The organism is Geobacillus sp. YF-1 (assembly GCF_052692335.1).
The window spans coordinates 468863-487362 of sequence record NZ_CP199850.1 but is presented as its reverse complement, the minus strand read 5'-3'; the positions used below and the strand labels follow the sequence as shown (position 1 = coordinate 487362).

General features: G+C 53.4%; 22 protein-coding genes and 1 riboswitch. Of the genes, 13 read left to right on the top strand and 9 right to left on the bottom strand.

Going from position 1 to position 18500, the window contains the following annotated elements; genetic code table 11:
• The first annotated feature begins 1 nt into the window (after nucleotide 1).
• Nucleotides 2-1135, top strand: a complete 1134-nt coding sequence (locus ACTVIM_RS02390; protein WP_445613531.1) for an MFS transporter — start codon at nucleotides 2-4, stop codon at nucleotides 1133-1135.
• A 126-nt stretch (nucleotides 1136-1261) separates the two neighbouring features.
• Nucleotides 1262-1408 carry a BH0509 family protein gene (locus ACTVIM_RS02385; RefSeq protein WP_033020583.1) on the top strand — a complete coding sequence of 49 codons (147 nt, stop codon included), beginning with the start codon at nucleotides 1262-1264 and terminating at the stop codon, nucleotides 1406-1408.
• Nucleotides 1409-1650: 242 nt separating this feature from the next.
• Here the strand turns inward: ACTVIM_RS02385 and ACTVIM_RS02380 are convergent, their stop codons facing one another.
• Both ACTVIM_RS02380 and ACTVIM_RS02375 read right to left on the bottom strand, forming a co-directional pair.
• Nucleotides 1651-2484, bottom strand: coding sequence for a YihY/virulence factor BrkB family protein (locus ACTVIM_RS02380; RefSeq protein ID WP_445613530.1), 834 nt, complete (start codon nucleotides 2482-2484; stop codon nucleotides 1651-1653).
• A gap of 104 nt (nucleotides 2485-2588) precedes the next feature.
• Complete coding sequence (locus ACTVIM_RS02375; RefSeq protein ID WP_445613529.1) at nucleotides 2589-3071, bottom strand: low molecular weight protein-tyrosine-phosphatase; 483 nt, start codon at nucleotides 3069-3071, stop codon at nucleotides 2589-2591.
• A gap of 217 nt (nucleotides 3072-3288) precedes the next feature.
• Here ACTVIM_RS02375 and ACTVIM_RS02370 point away from each other — a divergent pair, with 217 nt between their 5' ends.
• The 7 genes from ACTVIM_RS02370 (at nucleotide 3289) to ACTVIM_RS02340 (ending at nucleotide 8742) form a co-directional block, all read left to right on the top strand.
• Entirely contained in the window at nucleotides 3289-3513 is a 225-nt protein-coding gene (locus ACTVIM_RS02370; protein ID WP_033020586.1) for a DUF1128 domain-containing protein, read from the top strand.
• Nucleotides 3514-3721: 208 nt separating this feature from the next.
• Nucleotides 3722-3829, top strand: a riboswitch (SAM riboswitch).
• Between the two features lie 129 nt (nucleotides 3830-3958).
• Entirely contained in the window at nucleotides 3959-4666 is a 708-nt protein-coding gene (locus ACTVIM_RS02365) for a phosphoadenylyl-sulfate reductase (RefSeq protein WP_033020587.1), read from the top strand.
• 114 nt (nucleotides 4667-4780) lie between these two features.
• Nucleotides 4781-5941, top strand: coding sequence for a sulfate adenylyltransferase (gene sat, locus ACTVIM_RS02360; protein ID WP_033020588.1), 1161 nt, complete (start codon nucleotides 4781-4783; stop codon nucleotides 5939-5941).
• A gap of 12 nt (nucleotides 5942-5953) precedes the next feature.
• The gene (gene cysC, locus ACTVIM_RS02355) at nucleotides 5954-6565 is read left to right on the top strand and encodes an adenylyl-sulfate kinase (RefSeq protein WP_033020590.1); all 612 of its coding nucleotides are present in this window, start codon (nucleotides 5954-5956) and stop codon (nucleotides 6563-6565) included.
• A 149-nt stretch (nucleotides 6566-6714) separates the two neighbouring features.
• Nucleotides 6715-7491, top strand: a complete 777-nt coding sequence (cobA, locus tag ACTVIM_RS02350) for a uroporphyrinogen-III C-methyltransferase (protein WP_061912621.1) — start codon at nucleotides 6715-6717, stop codon at nucleotides 7489-7491.
• 11 nt (nucleotides 7492-7502) lie between these two features.
• A complete protein-coding gene (locus ACTVIM_RS02345) occupies nucleotides 7503-8249 on the top strand; it encodes a sirohydrochlorin chelatase (protein ID WP_144972743.1) in 747 nt (248 codons plus the stop codon).
• Nucleotides 8250-8457: 208 nt separating this feature from the next.
• Complete coding sequence (locus ACTVIM_RS02340) at nucleotides 8458-8742, top strand: acylphosphatase (protein WP_033020594.1); 285 nt, start codon at nucleotides 8458-8460, stop codon at nucleotides 8740-8742.
• 243 nt (nucleotides 8743-8985) lie between these two features.
• Here the strand turns inward: ACTVIM_RS02340 and ACTVIM_RS02335 are convergent, their stop codons facing one another.
• Nucleotides 8986-9756, bottom strand: a complete 771-nt coding sequence (locus ACTVIM_RS02335; protein ID WP_445613528.1) for an arginase family protein — start codon at nucleotides 9754-9756, stop codon at nucleotides 8986-8988.
• Nucleotides 9757-9927: 171 nt separating this feature from the next.
• Here ACTVIM_RS02335 and ACTVIM_RS02330 point away from each other — a divergent pair, with 171 nt between their 5' ends.
• Together ACTVIM_RS02330 and bshB2 are read left to right on the top strand one after the other, a co-directional pair.
• Entirely contained in the window at nucleotides 9928-10275 is a 348-nt protein-coding gene (locus tag ACTVIM_RS02330) for a YojF family protein (RefSeq protein WP_033020599.1), read from the top strand.
• Between the two features lie 12 nt (nucleotides 10276-10287).
• Nucleotides 10288-10941, top strand: coding sequence for a bacillithiol biosynthesis deacetylase BshB2 (bshB2, locus tag ACTVIM_RS02325; RefSeq protein ID WP_445613527.1), 654 nt, complete (start codon nucleotides 10288-10290; stop codon nucleotides 10939-10941).
• Nucleotides 10942-11053: 112 nt separating this feature from the next.
• Here the strand turns inward: bshB2 and ACTVIM_RS02320 are convergent, their stop codons facing one another.
• The 6 genes from ACTVIM_RS02320 to ACTVIM_RS02295 form a co-directional block, all read right to left on the bottom strand.
• The gene (locus ACTVIM_RS02320; RefSeq protein ID WP_445613526.1) at nucleotides 11054-11215 is read right to left on the bottom strand and encodes a hypothetical protein; all 162 of its coding nucleotides are present in this window, start codon (nucleotides 11213-11215) and stop codon (nucleotides 11054-11056) included.
• A gap of 137 nt (nucleotides 11216-11352) precedes the next feature.
• Nucleotides 11353-11454: a PhzF family phenazine biosynthesis protein gene (locus ACTVIM_RS02315; RefSeq protein ID WP_235598022.1), complete on the bottom strand. Its 102-nt coding sequence runs from the start codon at nucleotides 11452-11454 to the stop codon at nucleotides 11353-11355.
• Complete coding sequence (locus ACTVIM_RS02310) at nucleotides 11429-12094, bottom strand: precorrin-2 dehydrogenase/sirohydrochlorin ferrochelatase family protein (RefSeq protein WP_445613525.1); 666 nt, start codon at nucleotides 12092-12094, stop codon at nucleotides 11429-11431. The genes ACTVIM_RS02315 and ACTVIM_RS02310 overlap by 26 nt, the downstream gene beginning before the upstream one ends.
• 296 nt (nucleotides 12095-12390) lie before the next feature.
• Nucleotides 12391-12957, bottom strand: coding sequence for a hypothetical protein (locus ACTVIM_RS02305; protein ID WP_445613524.1), 567 nt, complete (start codon nucleotides 12955-12957; stop codon nucleotides 12391-12393).
• 354 nt (nucleotides 12958-13311) lie between these two features.
• Entirely contained in the window at nucleotides 13312-13683 is a 372-nt protein-coding gene (locus ACTVIM_RS02300) for a DnaJ family domain-containing protein (RefSeq protein ID WP_445613523.1), read from the bottom strand.
• 1 nt (nucleotide 13684) lies between these two features.
• A complete protein-coding gene (locus tag ACTVIM_RS02295; protein ID WP_445613522.1) occupies nucleotides 13685-16138 on the bottom strand; it encodes a putative bifunctional diguanylate cyclase/phosphodiesterase in 2454 nt (817 codons plus the stop codon).
• Nucleotides 16139-16482: 344 nt separating this feature from the next.
• On the opposite strand from ACTVIM_RS02295, the gene ACTVIM_RS02290 reads away from it, so the two are divergent.
• Both ACTVIM_RS02290 and mreBH read left to right on the top strand, forming a co-directional pair.
• Entirely contained in the window at nucleotides 16483-16935 is a 453-nt protein-coding gene (locus ACTVIM_RS02290; protein WP_445613521.1) for a C40 family peptidase, read from the top strand.
• A gap of 433 nt (nucleotides 16936-17368) precedes the next feature.
• A complete protein-coding gene (mreBH, locus tag ACTVIM_RS02285; protein ID WP_445613520.1) occupies nucleotides 17369-18376 on the top strand; it encodes a rod-share determining protein MreBH in 1008 nt (335 codons plus the stop codon).
• The last annotated feature ends 124 nt before the right edge of the window (nucleotides 18377-18500 follow it).

Here is an 18500-nt window from a genome sequence, read left to right as displayed (position 1 = left end):
AATGCGTTTCGCTGTTTTAACCGGAATCGTCGCCATTTCAGGCTTGTCTCAAGGAATGCTGCTTCCATTGCTGGCTCTTTTGCTTGATAAACAGGGGATTTCTTCTTCGGTGAACGGAGGGCATGCGGCCGCGCTGTATGCTGGTGTATTGCTCATTTCCCCTTTTTTGGAGCAGCCCTTGGGCAAATATGGGTACAAGCCCATGATTCTCCTTGGCAGTTCTATTGTAATATGTTCGCTTACCCTTTTTCCACTGTTCCCTTCCTTTTTCATTTGGTTTGTTCTGCGCTTTCTCATTGGGGTAGGCGATCATATGCTTCATTTTGCGACTCAAACGTGGATCACTGACTTTTCGCCGCCGGAGAAGCGCGGACGACGGCTGTCGCTGTACGGTTTAGCGTTTGGGCTTGGCTTTACCGCCGGGCCGCTGCTCGCTTCGCTCGCTTCGGTCAATGAAGCGTTGCCTTTTTTCATCGGCGCTCTGCTCAGTCTGATCGGCTGGGTGGCCGTGTTTTCGCTGCCGAATGAAAAACCGCGGCCGTTGGAACGAACGTCCACGGCGGCCGGGCGGTGGCTAGGGGCGTGGAAGGGGGCATGGCCCGCGCTCTTGTTGCCGTTTGCTTACGGCTTTTTGGAAGCGTCCATTCACTCGGTGTTCCCGCTGTACGCCTTGGATCAGCGGTTGAGCACAGAACAAATCGCGTTTTTACTGCCTTGCTTCTCATTGGGGGGCATCCTGTTTCAGCTGCCGCTTGGAGCATTGAGCGACTGGCTCGGGCGCCGCATTACCATCACTGGGGCGCTGTTGGCGGGCGCCGGCTGTTTTTTGGCGGCGTTTGCTGCCGGTCCTTCTCCCGTCAGCCTAGCGATCTGCTTATTTGCCGCCGGGATGTTTACAGGGTCGCTGTTCTCGCTCGGCATCGCCTACATGACCGATCTGCTGCCAAAAGCGCTCCTCCCGGCCGGGAATTTGTTGTGCGGAATGTTGTACAGCCTCGGTAGCATGATCGGCCCGCCGCTTTCCGGCAGCGCTGTCGATGTTGCAGCGGACGCCTTTTTCCTAGCGGTCAGCGCCGTTCTCCTGCTCCCGGTTCTCGGCCTTGTGAAGCGACGAAAGCAGGAAAAAACGGCCTAACCGCTTCCTTTCATTTTCTGTTTTTTTTAAAAAAAAATCATTGACCGTTTTCTCTTTTCTGTTATATAATAAAAACAAGATAATCACGATGTGTTTTAAAACAGTATATGAAAGGATGTGGCGATGATGAGCCGGACGGAACGGAAAAACATGATCGAATTTATTGAAAAAGTGCGGGGCTTGTCGCGGGAACAACTTGCTTGCATGACCGACGCCGAGATTGAATACCTGTATGAACGCTCGTATCATCATCACGAAGAAATTGTGGAGTAATAGCGATCGCTAGAATGGGCACAAAACGGAGCCGACCCAAAACAGACACGTTTTGGGTCGGCTTGATTTTCAATGGTAACCGTTTTGGCCGTTGGCACTCCCGCTCGTTTTATGCTTCGGCCGATTTTTCCCTTTTTGCTTCGTTCCCCCGTCTTTTTTCGTATGCTTCGCCATCGTCATCCCCCCTGTATGAAAATCCCCACACCATTACATTGTCCGGTCGGCACTCGTTTTATGCACGTTTAACGGACCCGCTTTCTCCCTTCCCGTTCGCAATCGAACAGAGCGTTCAGCTCTCCTCCCAAGATCAGGATCATGCCAGACAAATAAAACCACACCATCAGCACGATCATCCCGCCAAGGCTGCCATACATCGCCGTATAATTGGCGAAGTTGTTGACGTAATAGGAAAACGCCGACGAGGTGGCAATCCAGCCGGCCGTGGCAAACACAGCGCCGCGCACCACATTGACGCAGCGCAACCGCTTATTCGGGGCAAAATAGTAAAGCGCAGTAAACACCGTAAACAAGAGCAAGGAGCTCGTCACCCAGCGCAATGTGTTCCAAACATCTAAAAACGGCCGTGACAACCCGAGCGCCGAAAACAAAAACAGCCCGATCATCCTTCCAAAAACAGGGAGCACGAGAGCGACGATAATGACAGCGATCATGCCGAGCGTCAATACGATCGACAACCCCCTTACTACCCAAAACGGTCGATCTTCTTGCACGTCATAAGCGCGGTTGAACGCCCGCATAATCGCGCTCATCCCATTCGAAGCAGACCAAACAGCAGCAATGATGCTAAACGACAGCAAGCCACCGTTTTGTTCATCCATGAGGCGATGAACGTTCGTCTCGATGAGACGAAGCGCCTCTTTCGGAGCGTATTGCCGCACGAGCGCGAGCACATCCTCATGCGGAATCGGCAAATAGGCTAACAGCGTCATTAAAAACAGCAAAAACGGAAACAACGACAGGAGAAAATAATACGCCAGCTCCGCCGATAATCTTGGGATTTCATCTTCCTGAAAACGCCGGGCCAACTCGCGGATGAATGTCGCATTCACCAACATCGGCCGTCCTCCCTTCCCTTGCTTTTCGAACGACTGCATCGTTGACCGCTTTTTTCATCAGCGCCGTGAAAGAGAGCTCCCGCGCCAGGCGAAGCGGAAGCGGCTCAATGCTCCTCCGTCAGCCGATGATCGCGCATGATCGTTTCCAGCAAATGCTCGCATCCCGCTCGGATCAGGCGGTACACTTCGGCAAAATTGCCCGTATAGTACGGGTCTGGCACGTCGTCCGTTTCCCGTTCCGGCACGAAATCGAGCAGCCGAGCGATCACCGCTCTCGACCGGGGGCCGGCCAACCGCCGCAAATCGTTCAAATTGGTGGCATCCATGGCGATGATATAATCGAACTCCTCCAAGTCGCGGCGGACGACTTGCCGGGCGCGGATGCCGGAATAATCGATCTTGTTCTCGCTTAAAATTCGCCGCGTTCCCGCATGCGGCGGTTCCCCCACATGCCAGCTGCCCGTTCCCGCCGAATCAACGGTGATGACATGCTCTAGTCCCCGCTCTTTCACCAAATGGCGAAAAACAGCTTCCGCCATCGGCGAACGGCAGATGTTTCCAAGACAAACGAACAGCACTTTCACCATCCGAAACGGCCTCCCTTTCGCCATCGTGATGAACATCGTTTCATTCGGTATTGTTTCTTTTTTCTCGCCGGCCTAGCCTCTCTTTCACCGCACAGGCCCGCCTCTCCATTTTACCATACCGTCTGTTTCTCGGCTGGGCAACAGACGATCTCCTCTCCCGCTTTTCAGCGCCGATGTGGTACAATACATGATAACCGCTATGAAAGGAGCGCGAATCATGGACTTATCCAAACCGTCGGCGGAAAACGTCGAATACATGATTGAACAATTGAAACAAAAATTAAAAATGCTCAATTGGGAAGCGATGAAGCCATCACATTTTTCCGAGGAATGGTACGATGAATTGAAAGAGATTTTCGAGATGGTGATGAAACGCGAGACGTTCAGTCCGAGTGAAATGCAAGCCATTGTGGAAGAACTCGGGAATCTGCGCAAAAAGTAAAGGCTTGCCGGTCGTAAGGGCGCGCGGTTTTGAAGGGCGGAAAACGGGGCGTCTTTCCGCCGAACCGCGGGGTTCGCTGACATGCCGCACCGGCCAGCCATGATCCAAAGGCGCTTGCCCGCCAAGATAAACATAATTCCCATCGAAAAGCTAGGATTGACATTGGCAGCAATTGTGCTAAAATTTTAATCAATTACATCATTGCATACGCTTATCAAGAGCGAGGGAGGGACTGGCCCGATGAACTCCGGCAACCTGCTCTGGCTAGCAAGGTGCCAATTCCAGCAAAAATGGGGTCCATTTTGAAAGATAAGGCGGCGCTAATTCTTCCGCTCTTTCCAAAATCAAAATGGGAAGGGCATTTTTGTCGCCGAGCTGCCGCTTGCTGAGTAAATATCCAACTAATCACGTTGATTTTCTTTGGTTTTATAAGGAGGGAAAAACGATGCTCACGTACGATCAGTGGGAAACGGCAGAAAAACCGTCTTTTCCGTCTGACAATGAAACAAAAGGAGCGCTTGACGTTCTCGCTTGGGCGTACCGCGAGTACGGTGATGAAATGGTGTACGCCTGTAGCTTTGGCATCGAAGGCATCGTGCTGATCGATCTGATTTCCCAAGTGAAGCCGGATGCGGAAATCGTCTTTCTCGACACGGGGCTGCATTTTCAAGAAACGTATGACACGATCGAAAAAGTGAAAGAAAAATATCCTTCGCTCCGCATCGTGATGAAACGCCCGTCACTGACGTTGGAACAACAAGCCGCCCAGTTTGGTGATGAACTATGGAAGCGCGATCCGAACAAATGTTGCGAGCTGCGCAAAGTCATTCCGCTGCGTGAAGCGCTGACCGGGGTGACCGCCTGGATTTCCGGCTTGCGCCGCGAACAATCGCCGACGCGGCGCCATGTCGAATACATCAATAAGGATGACAAATTCCGTTCGGTCAAAGTCTGTCCGCTCATTCATTGGACATGGAAAGACGTATGGAACTACGTGTATAAGCACGATCTTCCGTACAACGTGCTTCATGACCGCGGCTACCCGAGCATCGGCTGCGCTCCGTGTACAGCGCCGGCAGTCGATCCGAACGATTTGCGCTCCGGGCGCTGGGCCGGCCAAGGGAAGACCGAGTGCGGGCTCCATCTCACATAGGAGGAACCCATCGTATGCTCCTTGCGATTGCGGTTTCTCATTTCCTTTTTCTTCGCCATGAACATGGCGGCATGTAAGCGATTTTTCAGTCTATCAATCTAGGAGGTTGTGAACATGAGCGTAAGCATCCCGCATGGCGGCACATTAATCAACCGTTGGAATCCCGATTATCCGCTTGACGAAGCATCCAAAACGATCGAACTGTCGAAAGCGGAATTAAGCGATTTGGAATTGATCGGCACGGGGGCGTACAGTCCGCTCACCGGCTTTTTAACGAAAGCGGACTACGACGCGGTTGTGGAAACGATGCGCCTCGCTGACGGCACCGTCTGGAGCATTCCGATCACGCTCGCGGTGACGGAGGAGAAAGCGAAAGAACTTGCTGTCGGCGATAAAGCGAAGCTCGTTTATAACGGCGACGTGTACGGCGTCATCGAAATCGCCGATATGTACCGCCCAGACAAAACAAAAGAAGCTACGTTCGTTTACAAAACGGATGAACTCGCCCACCCTGGCGTGCGCAAACTGTTTGAAAAACCGGATGTGTACGTCGGCGGGGAAGTCACGCTTGTCAAACGGACCGATAAAGGACCGTTCGCCGCGTTTTATTTCGATCCGGCCGAAACGCGGAAGCGGTTTGCCGAACTCGGCTGGAACACCGTTGTCGGCTTCCAAACGCGCAACCCGGTTCACCGCGCTCACGAATACATTCAAAAATGCGCGCTTGAGATCGTCGACGGTTTGTTTTTAAACCCGCTCGTCGGTGAAACGAAAGCGGATGACATTCCGGCTGACATCCGGATGGAAAGCTACCAAGTGCTGCTGGAAAACTATTATCCGAAAGACCGCGTCTTCCTTGGCGTCTTCCAAGCGGCCATGCGCTATGCCGGACCGCGCGAGGCCATTTTCCATGCCATGGTGCGCAAAAACTTCGGCTGCACGCACTTCATCGTCGGCCGCGACCACGCCGGTGTCGGCAATTACTACGGCACGTATGACGCACAAAAAATCTTCTCGAACTTTACGGCTGAAGAGCTCGGGATCACGCCGCTCTTTTTCGAACATAGCTTTTATTGCACGAAATGCGAAGGCATGGCGTCAACGAAAACGTGCCCGCATGATGCTGAGTATCATGTCGTCCTTTCCGGCACGAAAGTTCGTGAAATGCTTCGCAACGGCCAAGTGCCGCCAAGCACGTTCAGCCGCCCGGAAGTCGCCGCCGTCTTGATCAAAGGATTGCAACAGCGCGAAGCGGTCACCCCGTCAACGCGGTAAAGGAGGAGCGTCATGAGCACGAACATCGTTTGGCATCAAACATCGGTCACGAAACAAGACCGGCGCGAGCGCAACGGCCATCATAGCGCCATCCTTTGGTTCACCGGGCTGTCCGGCTCCGGCAAATCAACGGTGGCGAACGCCGTCTCTAGACGGCTGTTTGAGCTCGGCATTCAAAACTACGTATTAGATGGCGACAACATCCGCCACGGGCTCAACAAAGACCTCGGCTTTTCCGCCGCCGACCGGACGGAAAACATCCGCCGCATCGGCGAAGTGGCCAAACTGTTTGTCGACAGCGGACAGTTTGTGTTAACGGCGTTTATTTCCCCGTTTGCCGAAGACCGGGCGCTCGTCCGCCGTCTCGTCGACGAGGACGAGTTTATCGAAATTTATGTTAGCTGTCCGCTTGAAGAATGTGAAAAACGCGACCCAAAAGGGCTGTACGAAAAAGCGCGCCGCGGGGAAATTCGCGAATTTACCGGCATCGACTCGCCGTACGAAGCGCCGACAGCGCCGGAGCTGACGATCGAAACCGACCGCTATTCGGTCGAAGAATGCGTCGAGCAAGTGCTCGCTTATTTGCGCGAACGGAGAATGATCCCGGCAGCGAAGGCGGACTGATTGTTCCTCCTTTGCTCAAAAGAACGGAAGAACATTTGCCAAAGTCGTTTGCGCACAAAAGCAAACGATGTACAATAAAAAGCACAGCTAGGCATTCACGCCGCTCTCCGGCGGTTGGCTGAATCATGCACGAAGGGGCTGAAACAACGATGGGAAAAGTCTACCTTGTCGGCGCCGGCCCTGGCGATCCGGAACTGATCACCGTCAAAGGACTAACATGCATTCAACGGGCGGATGTCATTTTGTACGACCGTCTCATTAACGAAGAGTTGTTGTCATACGCCAAGCCGGACGCTGAATTGATCTTTTGCGGGAAGCTGCCCGGCTGCCACGCCATGCAGCAGGAAACGATCAACCGCGCGCTCGTCCTGCATGCCAAAAAGGGGAAAACTGTCGTCCGCTTAAAAGGCGGCGATCCATTCGTGTTCGGGCGCGGCGGCGAAGAGGCGGAAGCGCTCGTCAAGCATGGGATTGAGTTTGAGATCGTTCCCGGTGTCACCTCTGCCATCGCCGCAGCGGCGTATGCCGGCATCCCGGTCACCCATCGCGAGTTCAGCTCAAGCGTCGCCTTTGTCACCGGGCACCGGCGCGAAGGAAGCGGCGACGAAATTCAATGGGAAAGCCTAGCCAAAGGCATCGACACCATTGCCATTTATATGGGGATTCAGCGCTTATCCTCCATCTGCGGCCAACTGATGAAATATGGGAAGTCGCCCGAAACACCGGCGGCGGTCATCGAATGGGGAACGACCTCCGCCCAACGCACGGTCACTGGCACGTTAGCGACGATCGCCGAAATCGCCGCCAACGAGCAAATGCGAAATCCGAGCATGGTCATCATCGGGGAGGTCGTGCGGCTGCGCGCGAACATTCAATGGTATGAGCGGCTGTTGTGGTCCTCTGCAGCTGCTGGCGCCACATCGTGAGGCGGTTCGCCATGGAAGCTGTTTTATACGTCAGCCACGGCAGCCGCGTCGCTGCCGCGCGCTTGGAAGCGGCCCGTTTCGTTGAGCAATGCAAAGCAGCCGTCGACATCCCGATTCAAGAACTTTGCTTTATCGAACTGGCGGAACCGGATATCATCACCGGGGTTGACCGTTGCGTCGCCCAAGGAGCGACGCGCATCATTGTCATTCCGCTTTTGCTCCTATCGGCCGGACACGCCAAACGCGACATTCCGGCGGCGCTCGAGCTGGCGAAACAGCGCCATCCAGCAGTCGAAATCGTCTGCGGTTCCCCGTTTGGCGTTCATGATGCGATGATTGACATCATCATTGACCGCATCAGTGAATGCGCGTCTTCCCTCGATGGCGAATCGATGATTTTGCTCATCGGCCGCGGTAGCAGCGATCCCGATACGAAGCGCGACATCACCGCCATCGCCCGGCGTTTGCAAGAAAAAACACACGTCCCGCACGTTAGCGTCTGCTTTCTTGCCGCCATCGGCCCGACGCTTGACGAAGGGCTTGAGCAGGCGAACGCCTCACCTTGCCGGCGCGTGTTTGTCGTTCCATATTTATTGTTCACCGGGGTCTTAATGAAAACGATCGAACGGAAGCTGCGCGGGTTCCCTACTTCTGACAAACAATGGCATTTGTGTCCTTACTTAGGCTACCATCCGCGGCTAGTGACGCTCATTCGGCAACAAGTAGCGTCGCTGGCGCTGGCGAAAAAAGGAGCTTGACCGTCCAAGCTCCTTTTTTGTATGTACATTCATTCCCGTCTATTATATGATGAAAGCGGGACCGCAAAGAGCAGCGGCAACCATTGGCTGAACGCTCCGCACAGACCATTCCGTTAGGCACTGAAGCAACGTTCATAGCTGTCCGCCTTTGGCCCCGCGTCAAAGGGGGGAAATCGCCGGAGCGTGAGGCAACTAAGGAGGTCGCGATATGAAACGGGTGCATGTCATTGCCGAAGGACGCGTGCAAGGGGTCGGTTTTCGCTATTTCGTCCAGCACGAGGCGTTGAAGCGGCAGCTGACCGGTTGGGTGAAAAACAATGATGACGGAACAGTGGAAATGGAAGTGCAAGGGAACGAAAGCGCTCTTCAACTCTTTTTGGAAACGATTGAAGCGGGAACGATGTTTGCCAAAGTGACACGCCTGCACATCGAGCCGCGCGATGTTCGGCCTGATGAAAAACCGTTCCGCATTATGTACGGGAGCGGATGCTGACCGCTCGGCCAATGAAATGCCGCCTCTAGAAGGCCGATGATTTAAGGGAGCAGGTCGCTTACCAACCTCGTTTCTCAAGTAGAAAAAACTTGTTGCATCAGCCGCTATGTTCACGCGTTCCATCATTTGCCCAATGTGTGTTGCGGGCGCAAGATGCCCGTCCGGCGCGCGACGCTGGCGAACGAACGTGTTTTTCGCTTGCGCACAAAGCCGCTCGCCAGCTCCGGGGCAACTCGGCAGAATTCAAGCGGGCCGCAAATGGGGTGTTGCATAGCGGAAGCACGTCTCCAAAATGGCCATATTCGCCTGCTCGTTTTTCCTCTGCGCTTCACGACAAAGCGGATCAAACGCATCGACAGCGGACCGTGGATACTCCCCGCATACATCGACGCCCAATACGTTTTTCTGAAGCAGCAGCCACCGCAGGCAAGCAAGCAGCATCGAAAGCGGCATCGTTCCGTGATCCCAGTTCGTGACGGCATCTTCGCGGCTTAGCGCATCTTTGTCAATGCTAATATAGACGCTTCTTGTCGGGACCACTTCTAGCAGCGCCCTCGGCCATTCGTCATCGTCAGCAAACGAAAGAACAGTGATGTTCGGGGATAACTGGAGATGGTTCGGAGAAAACGTCGGACCAGCGATCACCACCTTCCGCAGCTGCGGATGGTCAAGCGCGCGGGCCACCCATGATCCGCACGACATGAGAAAGCCGTCGTCCGGATCCGCATCGGTATGGTGGTCAAACAACACAAGAGTGAACGGTTCCTGTATTTCTTGCAACAACAAATACGTGACATAATGATAGTTGCCGCTCCCGATCAGCACCGCCCCGCGGGTTCGCCGTCGGCGCAGCCGGCGTTCGATTTCAGCGAGCGCAGTCTGGCTGCAATACAAATTCGTTTCCGGCACGTCAGCGAGGTCCACCCACTCGTGCGGAAAACGAAGCAGCCGCGTTTGCGGCCGATACGTGCCATCGAGATGCAACAAAGCGACACCATTTCCTTGAAACCCCATTTCCCTTCACCTTTCCTTTCGTTGAACGGTCCGTCAACGCTTCTAGGTGCGGATGAGTCCAAGATGTGTCCGTTTCTATTATACAAAAAAAAGCGAAATAGTTCCGTTCTGATGCTTCGGTCATGTACAATATAGAAAACAGATAGAAAACAGCAAAAGGAGGGACTTCGCGTGCAACCGATCGATGCCGCCGCTGTGCAAGAGGCGCTGAACCGCTTGGCCAACCGCGACGTGTACATTCATTTGGAGACGACGAACGGGGCGTACGCTGCTCACCATAATGAAGGGTTTTTTTCTGCCGGCGCTTTCATCCGCAACGCCCGCATCCGCTTCACCCGCGGCAAGATCACCGGATTAGGACCGTACCGCATCGGGCTGAAGCTAGACATCGGCTGGGTGTACGCCGAAGGGTTAACCCATTGGGAATGGACGAAAGAAGAACAATTGCTGTTAGCGGGACATGACTATGAAGGAAAACTGGCTGTCGCCCTTGAACTGAGCGGCAAGCCGTTTGCCTAAGGAGGGCTTCCGATGAACGAACGACATGTACTCGTTGTCTTTCCCCATCCGGACGATGAGGCGTTCGGTGTCTCGGGAACGATCGCCCAGCATGCGCAAAGCGGCACACCGGTCACATACGCCTGCTTGACGCTTGGCGAAATGGGGCGGAATATGGGCGTGCCCCCGTTTGCCAACCGCGAAACGCTGCCGTTCATTCGTAGACAAGAACTCGAAGAAGCGTGCCGCGTTCTCGGCATTCATGATTTGCGCTTGCTCGGCTATCGTGATAAGACGATCGAGTTTGAGGATGAAGAAGAGCTGGCGGACCGAATCGCTGCCATCGTGACGGAAACGAACCCATCGCTTGTCATTACGTTTTATCCCGGCTACAGCGTCCATCCCGATCACGATGCATGCGGAGAAGCCGTCATTCGCGCGTTGAAGCGATGGCCCAAAGAACAGCGGCCGACCGTGTATTGCGTCGCTTTTGCCAAAAACTGCGAGCAGGAGCTCGGCCAACCGGACATCATCCGCGATGTCAGCTCGGTCATCGACACCAAACTCGCCGCCATACGCGCCCACCGCTCGCAAACCGAAGGGCTGATGCAGGCGGCCGCGAAGCGCGGCGACGCGCTCGCGTGGCTGAAGACGGAGCGGTTTTGGACGTACCGATGGGATGATTGACAGAAGGAGCGGATCTATACAGTCTAAAAAGGGGATCCCAACGCGACGGATCCCCTTTTCGTTTCGCGCCCCCGTGGAACGATGCCCATCTAGCCGCTGTCTTGGCTGAAGCTTAGAAACTAGCCGCTGCAGCCAGCGCTCCTTTCAACACGGTGACCGCTTCGCCTTCGAGTTGCCCCCGCTCCCCCGCTACCGTCACCCGCACAACGCCGCCGCTAGTTGTCAAAAAAGAAATGGTCTCTTCACAGCAACGTTCACCCCGCTCCCATAACACATGGGCGCCCGCTAAGGTCGCATGCCCGCACGGATCGACTTCCGCTTTGGGCGTGAACTAGCCAGGCGCTAGCCATCTTCGTGCGGAATGAAAAAGGCGGTCTCAGATCAGTTCATCACTGCGGCAACACGCTGCATCTATTCGTCCCGAGCCGGCTGCGGCAGCAGACAGGCCGCGGCCGGATTGCCGGCGAACGGCCGAGCGGTGAACGCATCAACAATGTACATCGGGATCTTCATCGTTCCTGTCCCCTCTTTCTCCGCTTCGTTCTTTTTCCTTCGCCAACAAGCCGGCCAACTCCTCATCCCAGCGGCCGTTTTGCCGAAACGAATCCGCAGCGAGCGCCCGAAATAGCCGCTTTCGCCCCTCAGGGTCCGCCACCTCGCGCAGCACGATGGCGCGGGCTCGCTGCAAAAACTCCAAATACGCTCCGTACTCTTCCCCATACCGCTCTTCAAGCTCGCGGCGAATGCGGCGAGCGACCGCCGGGCTTGCCCCTTCAGTGGAGACGGCGATCGTCAGCGGGCCGCGGCGGATGACAGCAGGAACATGAAAATCGCATCGTTCCGGAGCGTCAACAACATTGAGCAATTGTCCCGGCGCTGTCGCCCGCGCCACGGCTTCGTTCACTTCGCGGTCGTTCGTCGCTGCGATAACAAGAAACGCCCCGTCCAAGTCATGCGGCGCAAACGTCTTGACGCGCCAGCCAATCATTCCCGCCACCGCTAACGCTTGCAGCTCCGGTTCGGCTTTGGGAGCGATCATCACCACATCCGCCCCTGCCGCAAGCAGCCCGCGAATCTTCCGCGCCGCCACCTTCCCTCCGCCAACAACGACGGCCCGCCGGCCGCACACTTGAAGCATAACCGGATATCCCATGGCCCACTGCTCCTCTCGCGATCAACTTTCTTTTTTTCATAGGAGGCTGGTCATTTCATCGTGGATACGGATTTTGTCATTTTCAATTTAGAAAAACCTTGTTGTGGCGGTCCTGCTTTTCACTCATTCTTCCATTGATGAAGGGAATCAGCAGTTTTTCACCAGCCTTATAGGCAAACGGGGAAAAAAAGAAGCCGTGCACGAAACACGGCGTTTTCCCTATATTATATCACCCTTGTGCGACCCTTCCAATACCAACCGATGTACTCCCATCTGCTTGTTTTTCCCTTAGTATGTCATCCCTGTTTGACTTCTTGGAGGCATTTCGCCAACCGCTCGTTGTCTTTTCTCATATAGTCGAGCCATTGCGGAAGCAGTTTTTTCATCGCCTCTTGTTCATTGTTTTCCATGGCCTGCCTTGTTTGCTCATGAAGCATATGGAGCCGCTTTTTTTCTTCTTTTGTCATCCCATGTTTCTTTTTCCGTAACTGTTTTAACTCTTGCTTAAACTGCTCTTTCGTAATTTTTTTGTCCGCGAGCTGATCGATGAGCCGGTCCAGCTTTGCCTCCCGTTCTTTTTTCATCTGCTTGTACTTCTCTTTCATCGCCCGGTTTACTTTTTCATCCTTGAACTGCTCGCGCAGCGCGTTCCGTTCATCGAGCACCTTTTTCCACTCGCCAGCCTGCTCTGGCGTATACGTTTGAACCATTTCCATCCACTTTTGCTCATCGAGCGCCCCGTGCTTCCACATGTGTCCGACCGGCAAAGGAAGATGGCCGATTTCATGATGATGGCCGGCCGCCACCCTTGACGGCATCGCCAGCATGAGGGAAGCCAAAAACGCCAACCATACGTTTTTCATGCTTTTTCACTCCTTTTCTTTTCGGTTCTTCTCCATGGCAACTTCGACCCGCTCCATTCACCGTTCATTCACGTCTATGGCGATCTCCCCTTTCCAATGATCATTCCTTCCTATTTTCCCCGTTTTTTGGGCATCATTGCATAAAAAAGGCTCTTCACCAAAAGTTGTACTTGATTTTTTTATCACGTACCTTACTTATGCAACCAAGAAAGAACAGGAAACGAATCATGTTTTGCATACACGTGTTCAGAGAAGTGAATCGTCTGTCAAGTACATGTTGTGGTGAGGAGCCATAAAAAAGTTAAGGAGGTTCGTCAAAAATCGAACCTCCCCATGTTTATTGAGAAAACTCGTTCAGCGGAATTTTTCCTCGATGCGCCGCCCGTAATCGCGCAGCGCCTTGGCGTTCGTCGGCTGCCGCTTTTTCATCAGTTCCGCAAAGCGGAGTTGTTTTTCCGTCCATTTTTTCGTCAGTTCTTGTTTTTTCTCGTCGTCCTCGCAACAGCGAAGCAAATCTTCAAGCGTCATCAGTTCTTTTCGCAATTTTGTCTCTTCCGTCACATACCCGGCATTTTTCAGCAACAAATACCCGAGCCGCAACTCTTCGGGAATATGGGAAATATCCTCAAGCTCGAGCGGCTTTCCAAAACCGGGCAAATGATCAAACTCGCCGTTGTTCATCGCCTCGCGAATTTTCTCCTCAGCAATGCGCCAAAATCCATCCATTTCACGTCAGCTCCTGTGCCTGCCGCCTCGCATGCTGCTCGGTTAAAAAACGGACCAATTCCTCATACGGAAGCGGCGGGGAAAAATAATACCCTTGCGCCTCATCGCACCGTTTTCCTTGCAAGTAAGCCGCTTCAGTCTCTGTTTCTACCCCTTCAGCCAGCACTTTTACACCTATATTATGCCCGAGGCGGATAATGGCGGGCAAGATGACATCTTTTTTTCCTTGAATATGCTGGACGAACGAGCGGTCAATTTTCAACCGGTCGATCGGCAAATCGGTCAGGTAGCTGAGCGAGCTGTAGCCGGTGCCGAAGTCGTCCATGCTGATCGTTACCCCGAGCGCTTTTAGCTTCGGCAGGATATCGAGCGCGCGCTCAGTATCCATCGTCATTCGCTCTGTAATTTCCAAATCTAAATGATGCGGTGGCAATCCGATCTCATCGAGCAGGCGAGCCAATTTGTCCACAAAACGGCGGCTTTCAAATTCGTACGGCGATAAGTTGACGGAGACAGACAAGTGGGGAAACTGGCTGAGCAGCTGCTTCGTCTGCCGGCATGCCGTACGCATAACCCACTCATTGATCGGAATGATCATGCCGGTCTGCTCTGCCAAAGGGATAAACAATGACGGCGGAATCATCCCTTTTTCCGGATGACGCCAGCGAATGAGCGCCTCCATGCCGATCACGCTTCGGTCGTGCAGTCGAATTTGCGGCTGGTAGTACAATTCAAACTCGTCCCTCTCAAGCGCCCGCCGCAAATCGCGTTCCATCGCCATGTTTTCATGCAGCCGATTGGCCATCGGCTCGGTAAAAAACACAAAATCACTGACTGCTTTTTTCCGTACTTCATAGCGGGCGATGTCCGCTTTGCGGATCAACGTTTTCGCTTCTTCCCCATCTTTCGGATATATGCTGATGCCAGCGTTCACCGTGATGTACAATTCGATTCCGTTGACTGTAATCGGCTCATCGGCTTCTTCGACGAGTTGCTTTGCCATTTCCTCCGCCTTTTCCAGCGTGCTGTCTGGAACGACAGCGAGGAATTCATTTCCGCTCCAGCGGCCGATGATCATCCCTGCCTTTTCTTTCCACACCCTCGCCAAGTAAAGCAATACTTCATCGCCGACGGCATAGCCGTAAAAATCGTTGATCGTCTTAATCCCAGACACTTCAAAAAAAATAATCGCTGCTTCCTGTCCGTTTCGTTTCGCCTCCGCCAAGCAGCGTTCGACGGTCTTGTACATCGCTTCTTTATTCGGCAGGCCTGTCAGCTCATCATGATTGGCAATGTATCGAATCCGCTGTTCCTTCTGTTTTTGCTCCGTCAAATCACGGACGGCGGCCACCGTCACGTTTTCCCCTTCGTAGTCATAGCGGCGGCGCACGATTTCCGCTGGAAACACCGTTCCGTCTTTCCGACGCAGGTCCATCTCCAGACGTTCGCGCTCCTCATGCGGCTGGCTGAACTTGATAGAGCCGTGAACGATCAATTCGTCGATCGGCAAATGAATGAGCTCGCTTTCTGCATAACCGAGCAGACGGCAGGCCGCTTCGTTGACTTCAATAATCCTCCCGTTTGCGTAAACAATAATGCCTTCCATCGTCATTTCCGCCAAGCGCCGCAACCGATGCTCGTTGGCCGCCAGCCTCTTTTTGTAAGCGGCGAACGCCTTCCGCTCCATTTGTTGATGCAAAGCAAGCAAATAAATGGCAGCGGTGATGAAATAAACGGCCATCATCATGCCGATCGCTTTTTGCCGCTCTTTTTGCAGCCGATGTTCGTATATCGTGGCATCATAATCGATGCCAACGACGGCGTCGACAGTTCCATCCGCGCGGCGCACCGGCATAAACGCGCTGATGCTCCTTCCCCATTCATCGGTCGTTGGGCGCGGCTGCATCGCAAAGTGGCCGCGAAATGCCTTGTCGATTTCGGGAACATCATGGCGATAAATCGTTCCGGGCGGAACCGCTTGTTCTTTTTCGCCGTCAATGCGCCCGTTTCGATTGTAATCTGTCGGCGGAGCGACGACAAAATACAGTTGGCCGTTTTTGTTCTTTTTCATCGTGTACATGCTCAGCACGCGGCCGCGGGATTGCCAGCGTTCCAGCGCGGCGATGATCTCGTCATACGCAGGCAGACGGTCTGCGTGCTCATCCAAGCGCTCATGCCCCATAGCGGCCAAATCGCCGGCGACCATAGCCGCCACTTGCTTCGCGTTTTCCTCGTATTCGCGATGCTCATGCTGTTCCATATAATGAATATAGCCCTCTCCAACTCCGAGAAGCAAAAGAGAAACCATCGCAAAACCTGCCGTCAACTTCGGCGCGGCTCGCCACGGCGTACGCTTCCAATGCCGTTTCGCCATCCAATGCCCATATATATAGACAACACCCGTTATCAACAACCATCCGAAGACATAGAACACATATTCTATATGATTCGACATGATCCATCACCGCCACCTATTTTTCGACTCTCCTCTTTTTTCAATTATACGGCGGCATTCCCCGTTTTCGCCCCCCTCCCCCATTCCTATTCATTCGACAGCTTGCGACATTCATACACGGGTCATAGGACAATAGTGTCAAACAAGCGAGGCGTTGCTACAGGAAAACAGACGTTCAATGGAGCACAAAGAAGCACGTCGGTAGGATGAATCATTAGGACGAAGTACTATATCTGTAACTGTATTGTAACATTATTTAATTCAACTGTAAAAAACAACACAGCTTTCCTCTGCTATACTAGAAACGTCGAAACGAAACGGAGTTTGTCGGGGGTTAGGAAATGATGAAAAAATGGCTCACGTTTTTGTCGGTATCGATCATCGTTCTTTTTTCCTCCTTCTTTGTAAACACTTCCAACACAGATGCTGCCGCCAATAAAACACGGCTCATCGCTGAAGCGAAAAAACTGCTTGGCACCCCTTACCGCTATGGCGGCACAACACCTAAAGGATTCGATTGTTCTGGGTTTGTCTACTACACCCATAAAAAAGTCGGTGTTACCTTGCCGCGCTCTTCAAAAGCAATGTATCAAAAAGGGACATACGTACATAGGTCGAAATTGCAACCAGGCGATTTGGTGTTTTTCAACACATCAAAGGGGACAAAAGGCGTCTCCCATGTAGCGATTTATATCGGCAACAATCAAGTCATCCACGCTGTGTCGCGCGGTGTGAAAATCGACAATTTGAACAACCCGTATTGGAAGCCGAAGTATGTAGGAGCCAAGCGGCTGTAACGGTTGTCTTATAACAGCATAGAAGGCTGGTGGAAATCGGCCGATCCTCCTTAGTCAATCGGCAAATGAACGGAAAGCAGGACCGATACAACGAGATTTTTCTAAATTGAGACATAACATGGCAAAGCCAGATCCACGATCACATCACCAGCCTCATAGAGTGATTTCAAAAAAAGCGGCTCTCCGCAATCGGAGAGCCCATATTTATTCATAGGGGATCGGGGGAATACTTGGAAAACGTTACGCTATTATTCCTTTCCCCTTTTTTCATTTTTTATACACGAAAACAAAAAAATTTTTTTCTTTCATCAACTACGCCGCCGATCCCCCCCTCGTGTCTTCCGCCTCACCGTCATAAACAACTGTTTCGTGTCGAATGTTATAGATGATGGGCTGTCTGTTCATCGAACTTGGCAAAAGAGAGGTGTTTTGGTTGTTTGTTTCTTCAGAGCTCGGCATTGACTTAGGCACGATGAATGTCCGGCTGTTTAGCCAAACGAAAGGGCTCATTTTTGACGAACCAGCGGCGGTCGCCTATCATCGCCAAGCGGACAAGCTCATCGCTATCGGCCAACGAGCAAAAACGATGATCGGCAAAGCCCCGGCCCATGTCGAGGTCACCTATCCATTGCAACATGGCGTGATCGCCGATTTTGAGCGCGCCAAAACGTTGTTGCAGGAAGTGTTTAAACAGTCCAGCAGACAGCTTGGCCTCTCCTTCAAAAAACCGAACGTCGCCATGAGTGTCCCGTTTCACGCCACCTCCGTCGAGCGCCGTTCTTTTTACGAAATCGCCAAACATTGTGGAGCCAAACATATTCACCTGATCGAAGAGCCGGTGGCCGCAGCCATTGGCGCGGACTTGCCGGTCGGTGAGCCCGTCGCCAATGTCATCGTCCACTTGGGAGCTGGAAAAACGGAAGCCGCGATTATTTCGTTTGGCGGCGTCGTTGCCTGCCGCTCGCTCCGCATCGGCGGCAACCAGCTTGATGAAGACATTATGCAATATGTTCGCCAGCGCTACAATTTGCTAATCGGTGAACAAACCGCTGAACAAGTGAAAATCGAAATCGGCAGCGCTCCCGGGACGTCTTTGACACAAGGAATGACGATTCATGGCCGCGATGTGGTCACCGGATTTCTTAAAGCCATTTCTCTTGATCCCGCCGAAGTGCAGCATGCCTTGAAAGAATCGCTTCTGCAAATCGCCGAAGCCATTCGCGCCGTCCTTGAGGAATGCCCGGCCGAACTGAGCGGCGATATTATCGACCGCGGCATCGTTCTCACCGGGGGCGGGGCCTTGCTTCGCGGCATGGAACAATGGCTTGGCGCCATGCTGCATGTGCCGGTGTATGTGGCCCCCAACCCGGCCGAGGCGGTCGCCATCGGCACCGGCAAAGCGCTGCGGGCGATGCCGAAACAGCTCGGCGCGGCGCTGTAGCGCGCTCCTTTCTCCCAAAAACGAGCGAGCCGCCGCCTGATGCAGCTGGTCTTCGCCTTTCATCATGAAAACCGTGTGTCACCGTTTGGCCACACCGCCCATGAGCGCAACGGAAAGCTTCGCC

Bases quoted from the DNA above. Each gene is read 5' to 3' on its own strand.
- ACTVIM_RS02390 (WP_445613531.1), top strand. From the start codon at position 2: ATGCGTTTCGCTGTTTTAACCGGAATCGTCGCCATTTCAGGCTTGTCT.
- ACTVIM_RS02385 (WP_033020583.1), top strand. From the start codon at position 1,262: ATGAGCCGGACGGAACGGAAAAACATGATCGAATTTATTGAAAAAGTG.
- ACTVIM_RS02380 (WP_445613530.1), bottom strand. From the start codon at position 2,484: ATGTTGGTGAATGCGACATTCATCCGCGAGTTGGCCCGGCGTTTTCAG.
- ACTVIM_RS02375 (WP_445613529.1), bottom strand. From the start codon at position 3,071: ATGGTGAAAGTGCTGTTCGTTTGTCTTGGAAACATCTGCCGTTCGCCG.
- ACTVIM_RS02370 (WP_033020586.1), top strand. From the start codon at position 3,289: ATGGACTTATCCAAACCGTCGGCGGAAAACGTCGAATACATGATTGAA.
- ACTVIM_RS02365 (WP_033020587.1), top strand. From the start codon at position 3,959: ATGCTCACGTACGATCAGTGGGAAACGGCAGAAAAACCGTCTTTTCCG.
- sat (WP_033020588.1), top strand. From the start codon at position 4,781: ATGAGCGTAAGCATCCCGCATGGCGGCACATTAATCAACCGTTGGAAT.
- cysC (WP_033020590.1), top strand. From the start codon at position 5,954: ATGAGCACGAACATCGTTTGGCATCAAACATCGGTCACGAAACAAGAC.
- cobA (WP_061912621.1), top strand. From the start codon at position 6,715: ATGGGAAAAGTCTACCTTGTCGGCGCCGGCCCTGGCGATCCGGAACTG.
- ACTVIM_RS02345 (WP_144972743.1), top strand. From the start codon at position 7,503: ATGGAAGCTGTTTTATACGTCAGCCACGGCAGCCGCGTCGCTGCCGCG.
- ACTVIM_RS02340 (WP_033020594.1), top strand. From the start codon at position 8,458: ATGAAACGGGTGCATGTCATTGCCGAAGGACGCGTGCAAGGGGTCGGT.
- ACTVIM_RS02335 (WP_445613528.1), bottom strand. From the start codon at position 9,756: ATGGGGTTTCAAGGAAATGGTGTCGCTTTGTTGCATCTCGATGGCACG.
- bshB2 (WP_445613527.1), top strand. From the start codon at position 10,288: ATGAACGAACGACATGTACTCGTTGTCTTTCCCCATCCGGACGATGAG.
- ACTVIM_RS02315 (WP_235598022.1), bottom strand. From the start codon at position 11,454: ATGAAGATCCCGATGTACATTGTTGATGCGTTCACCGCTCGGCCGTTC.
- ACTVIM_RS02310 (WP_445613525.1), bottom strand. From the start codon at position 12,094: ATGGGATATCCGGTTATGCTTCAAGTGTGCGGCCGGCGGGCCGTCGTT.
- ACTVIM_RS02305 (WP_445613524.1), bottom strand. From the start codon at position 12,957: ATGAAAAACGTATGGTTGGCGTTTTTGGCTTCCCTCATGCTGGCGATG.
- ACTVIM_RS02300 (WP_445613523.1), bottom strand. From the start codon at position 13,683: ATGGATGGATTTTGGCGCATTGCTGAGGAGAAAATTCGCGAGGCGATG.
- ACTVIM_RS02295 (WP_445613522.1), bottom strand. From the start codon at position 16,138: ATGTCGAATCATATAGAATATGTGTTCTATGTCTTCGGATGGTTGTTG.
- ACTVIM_RS02290 (WP_445613521.1), top strand. From the start codon at position 16,483: ATGAAAAAATGGCTCACGTTTTTGTCGGTATCGATCATCGTTCTTTTT.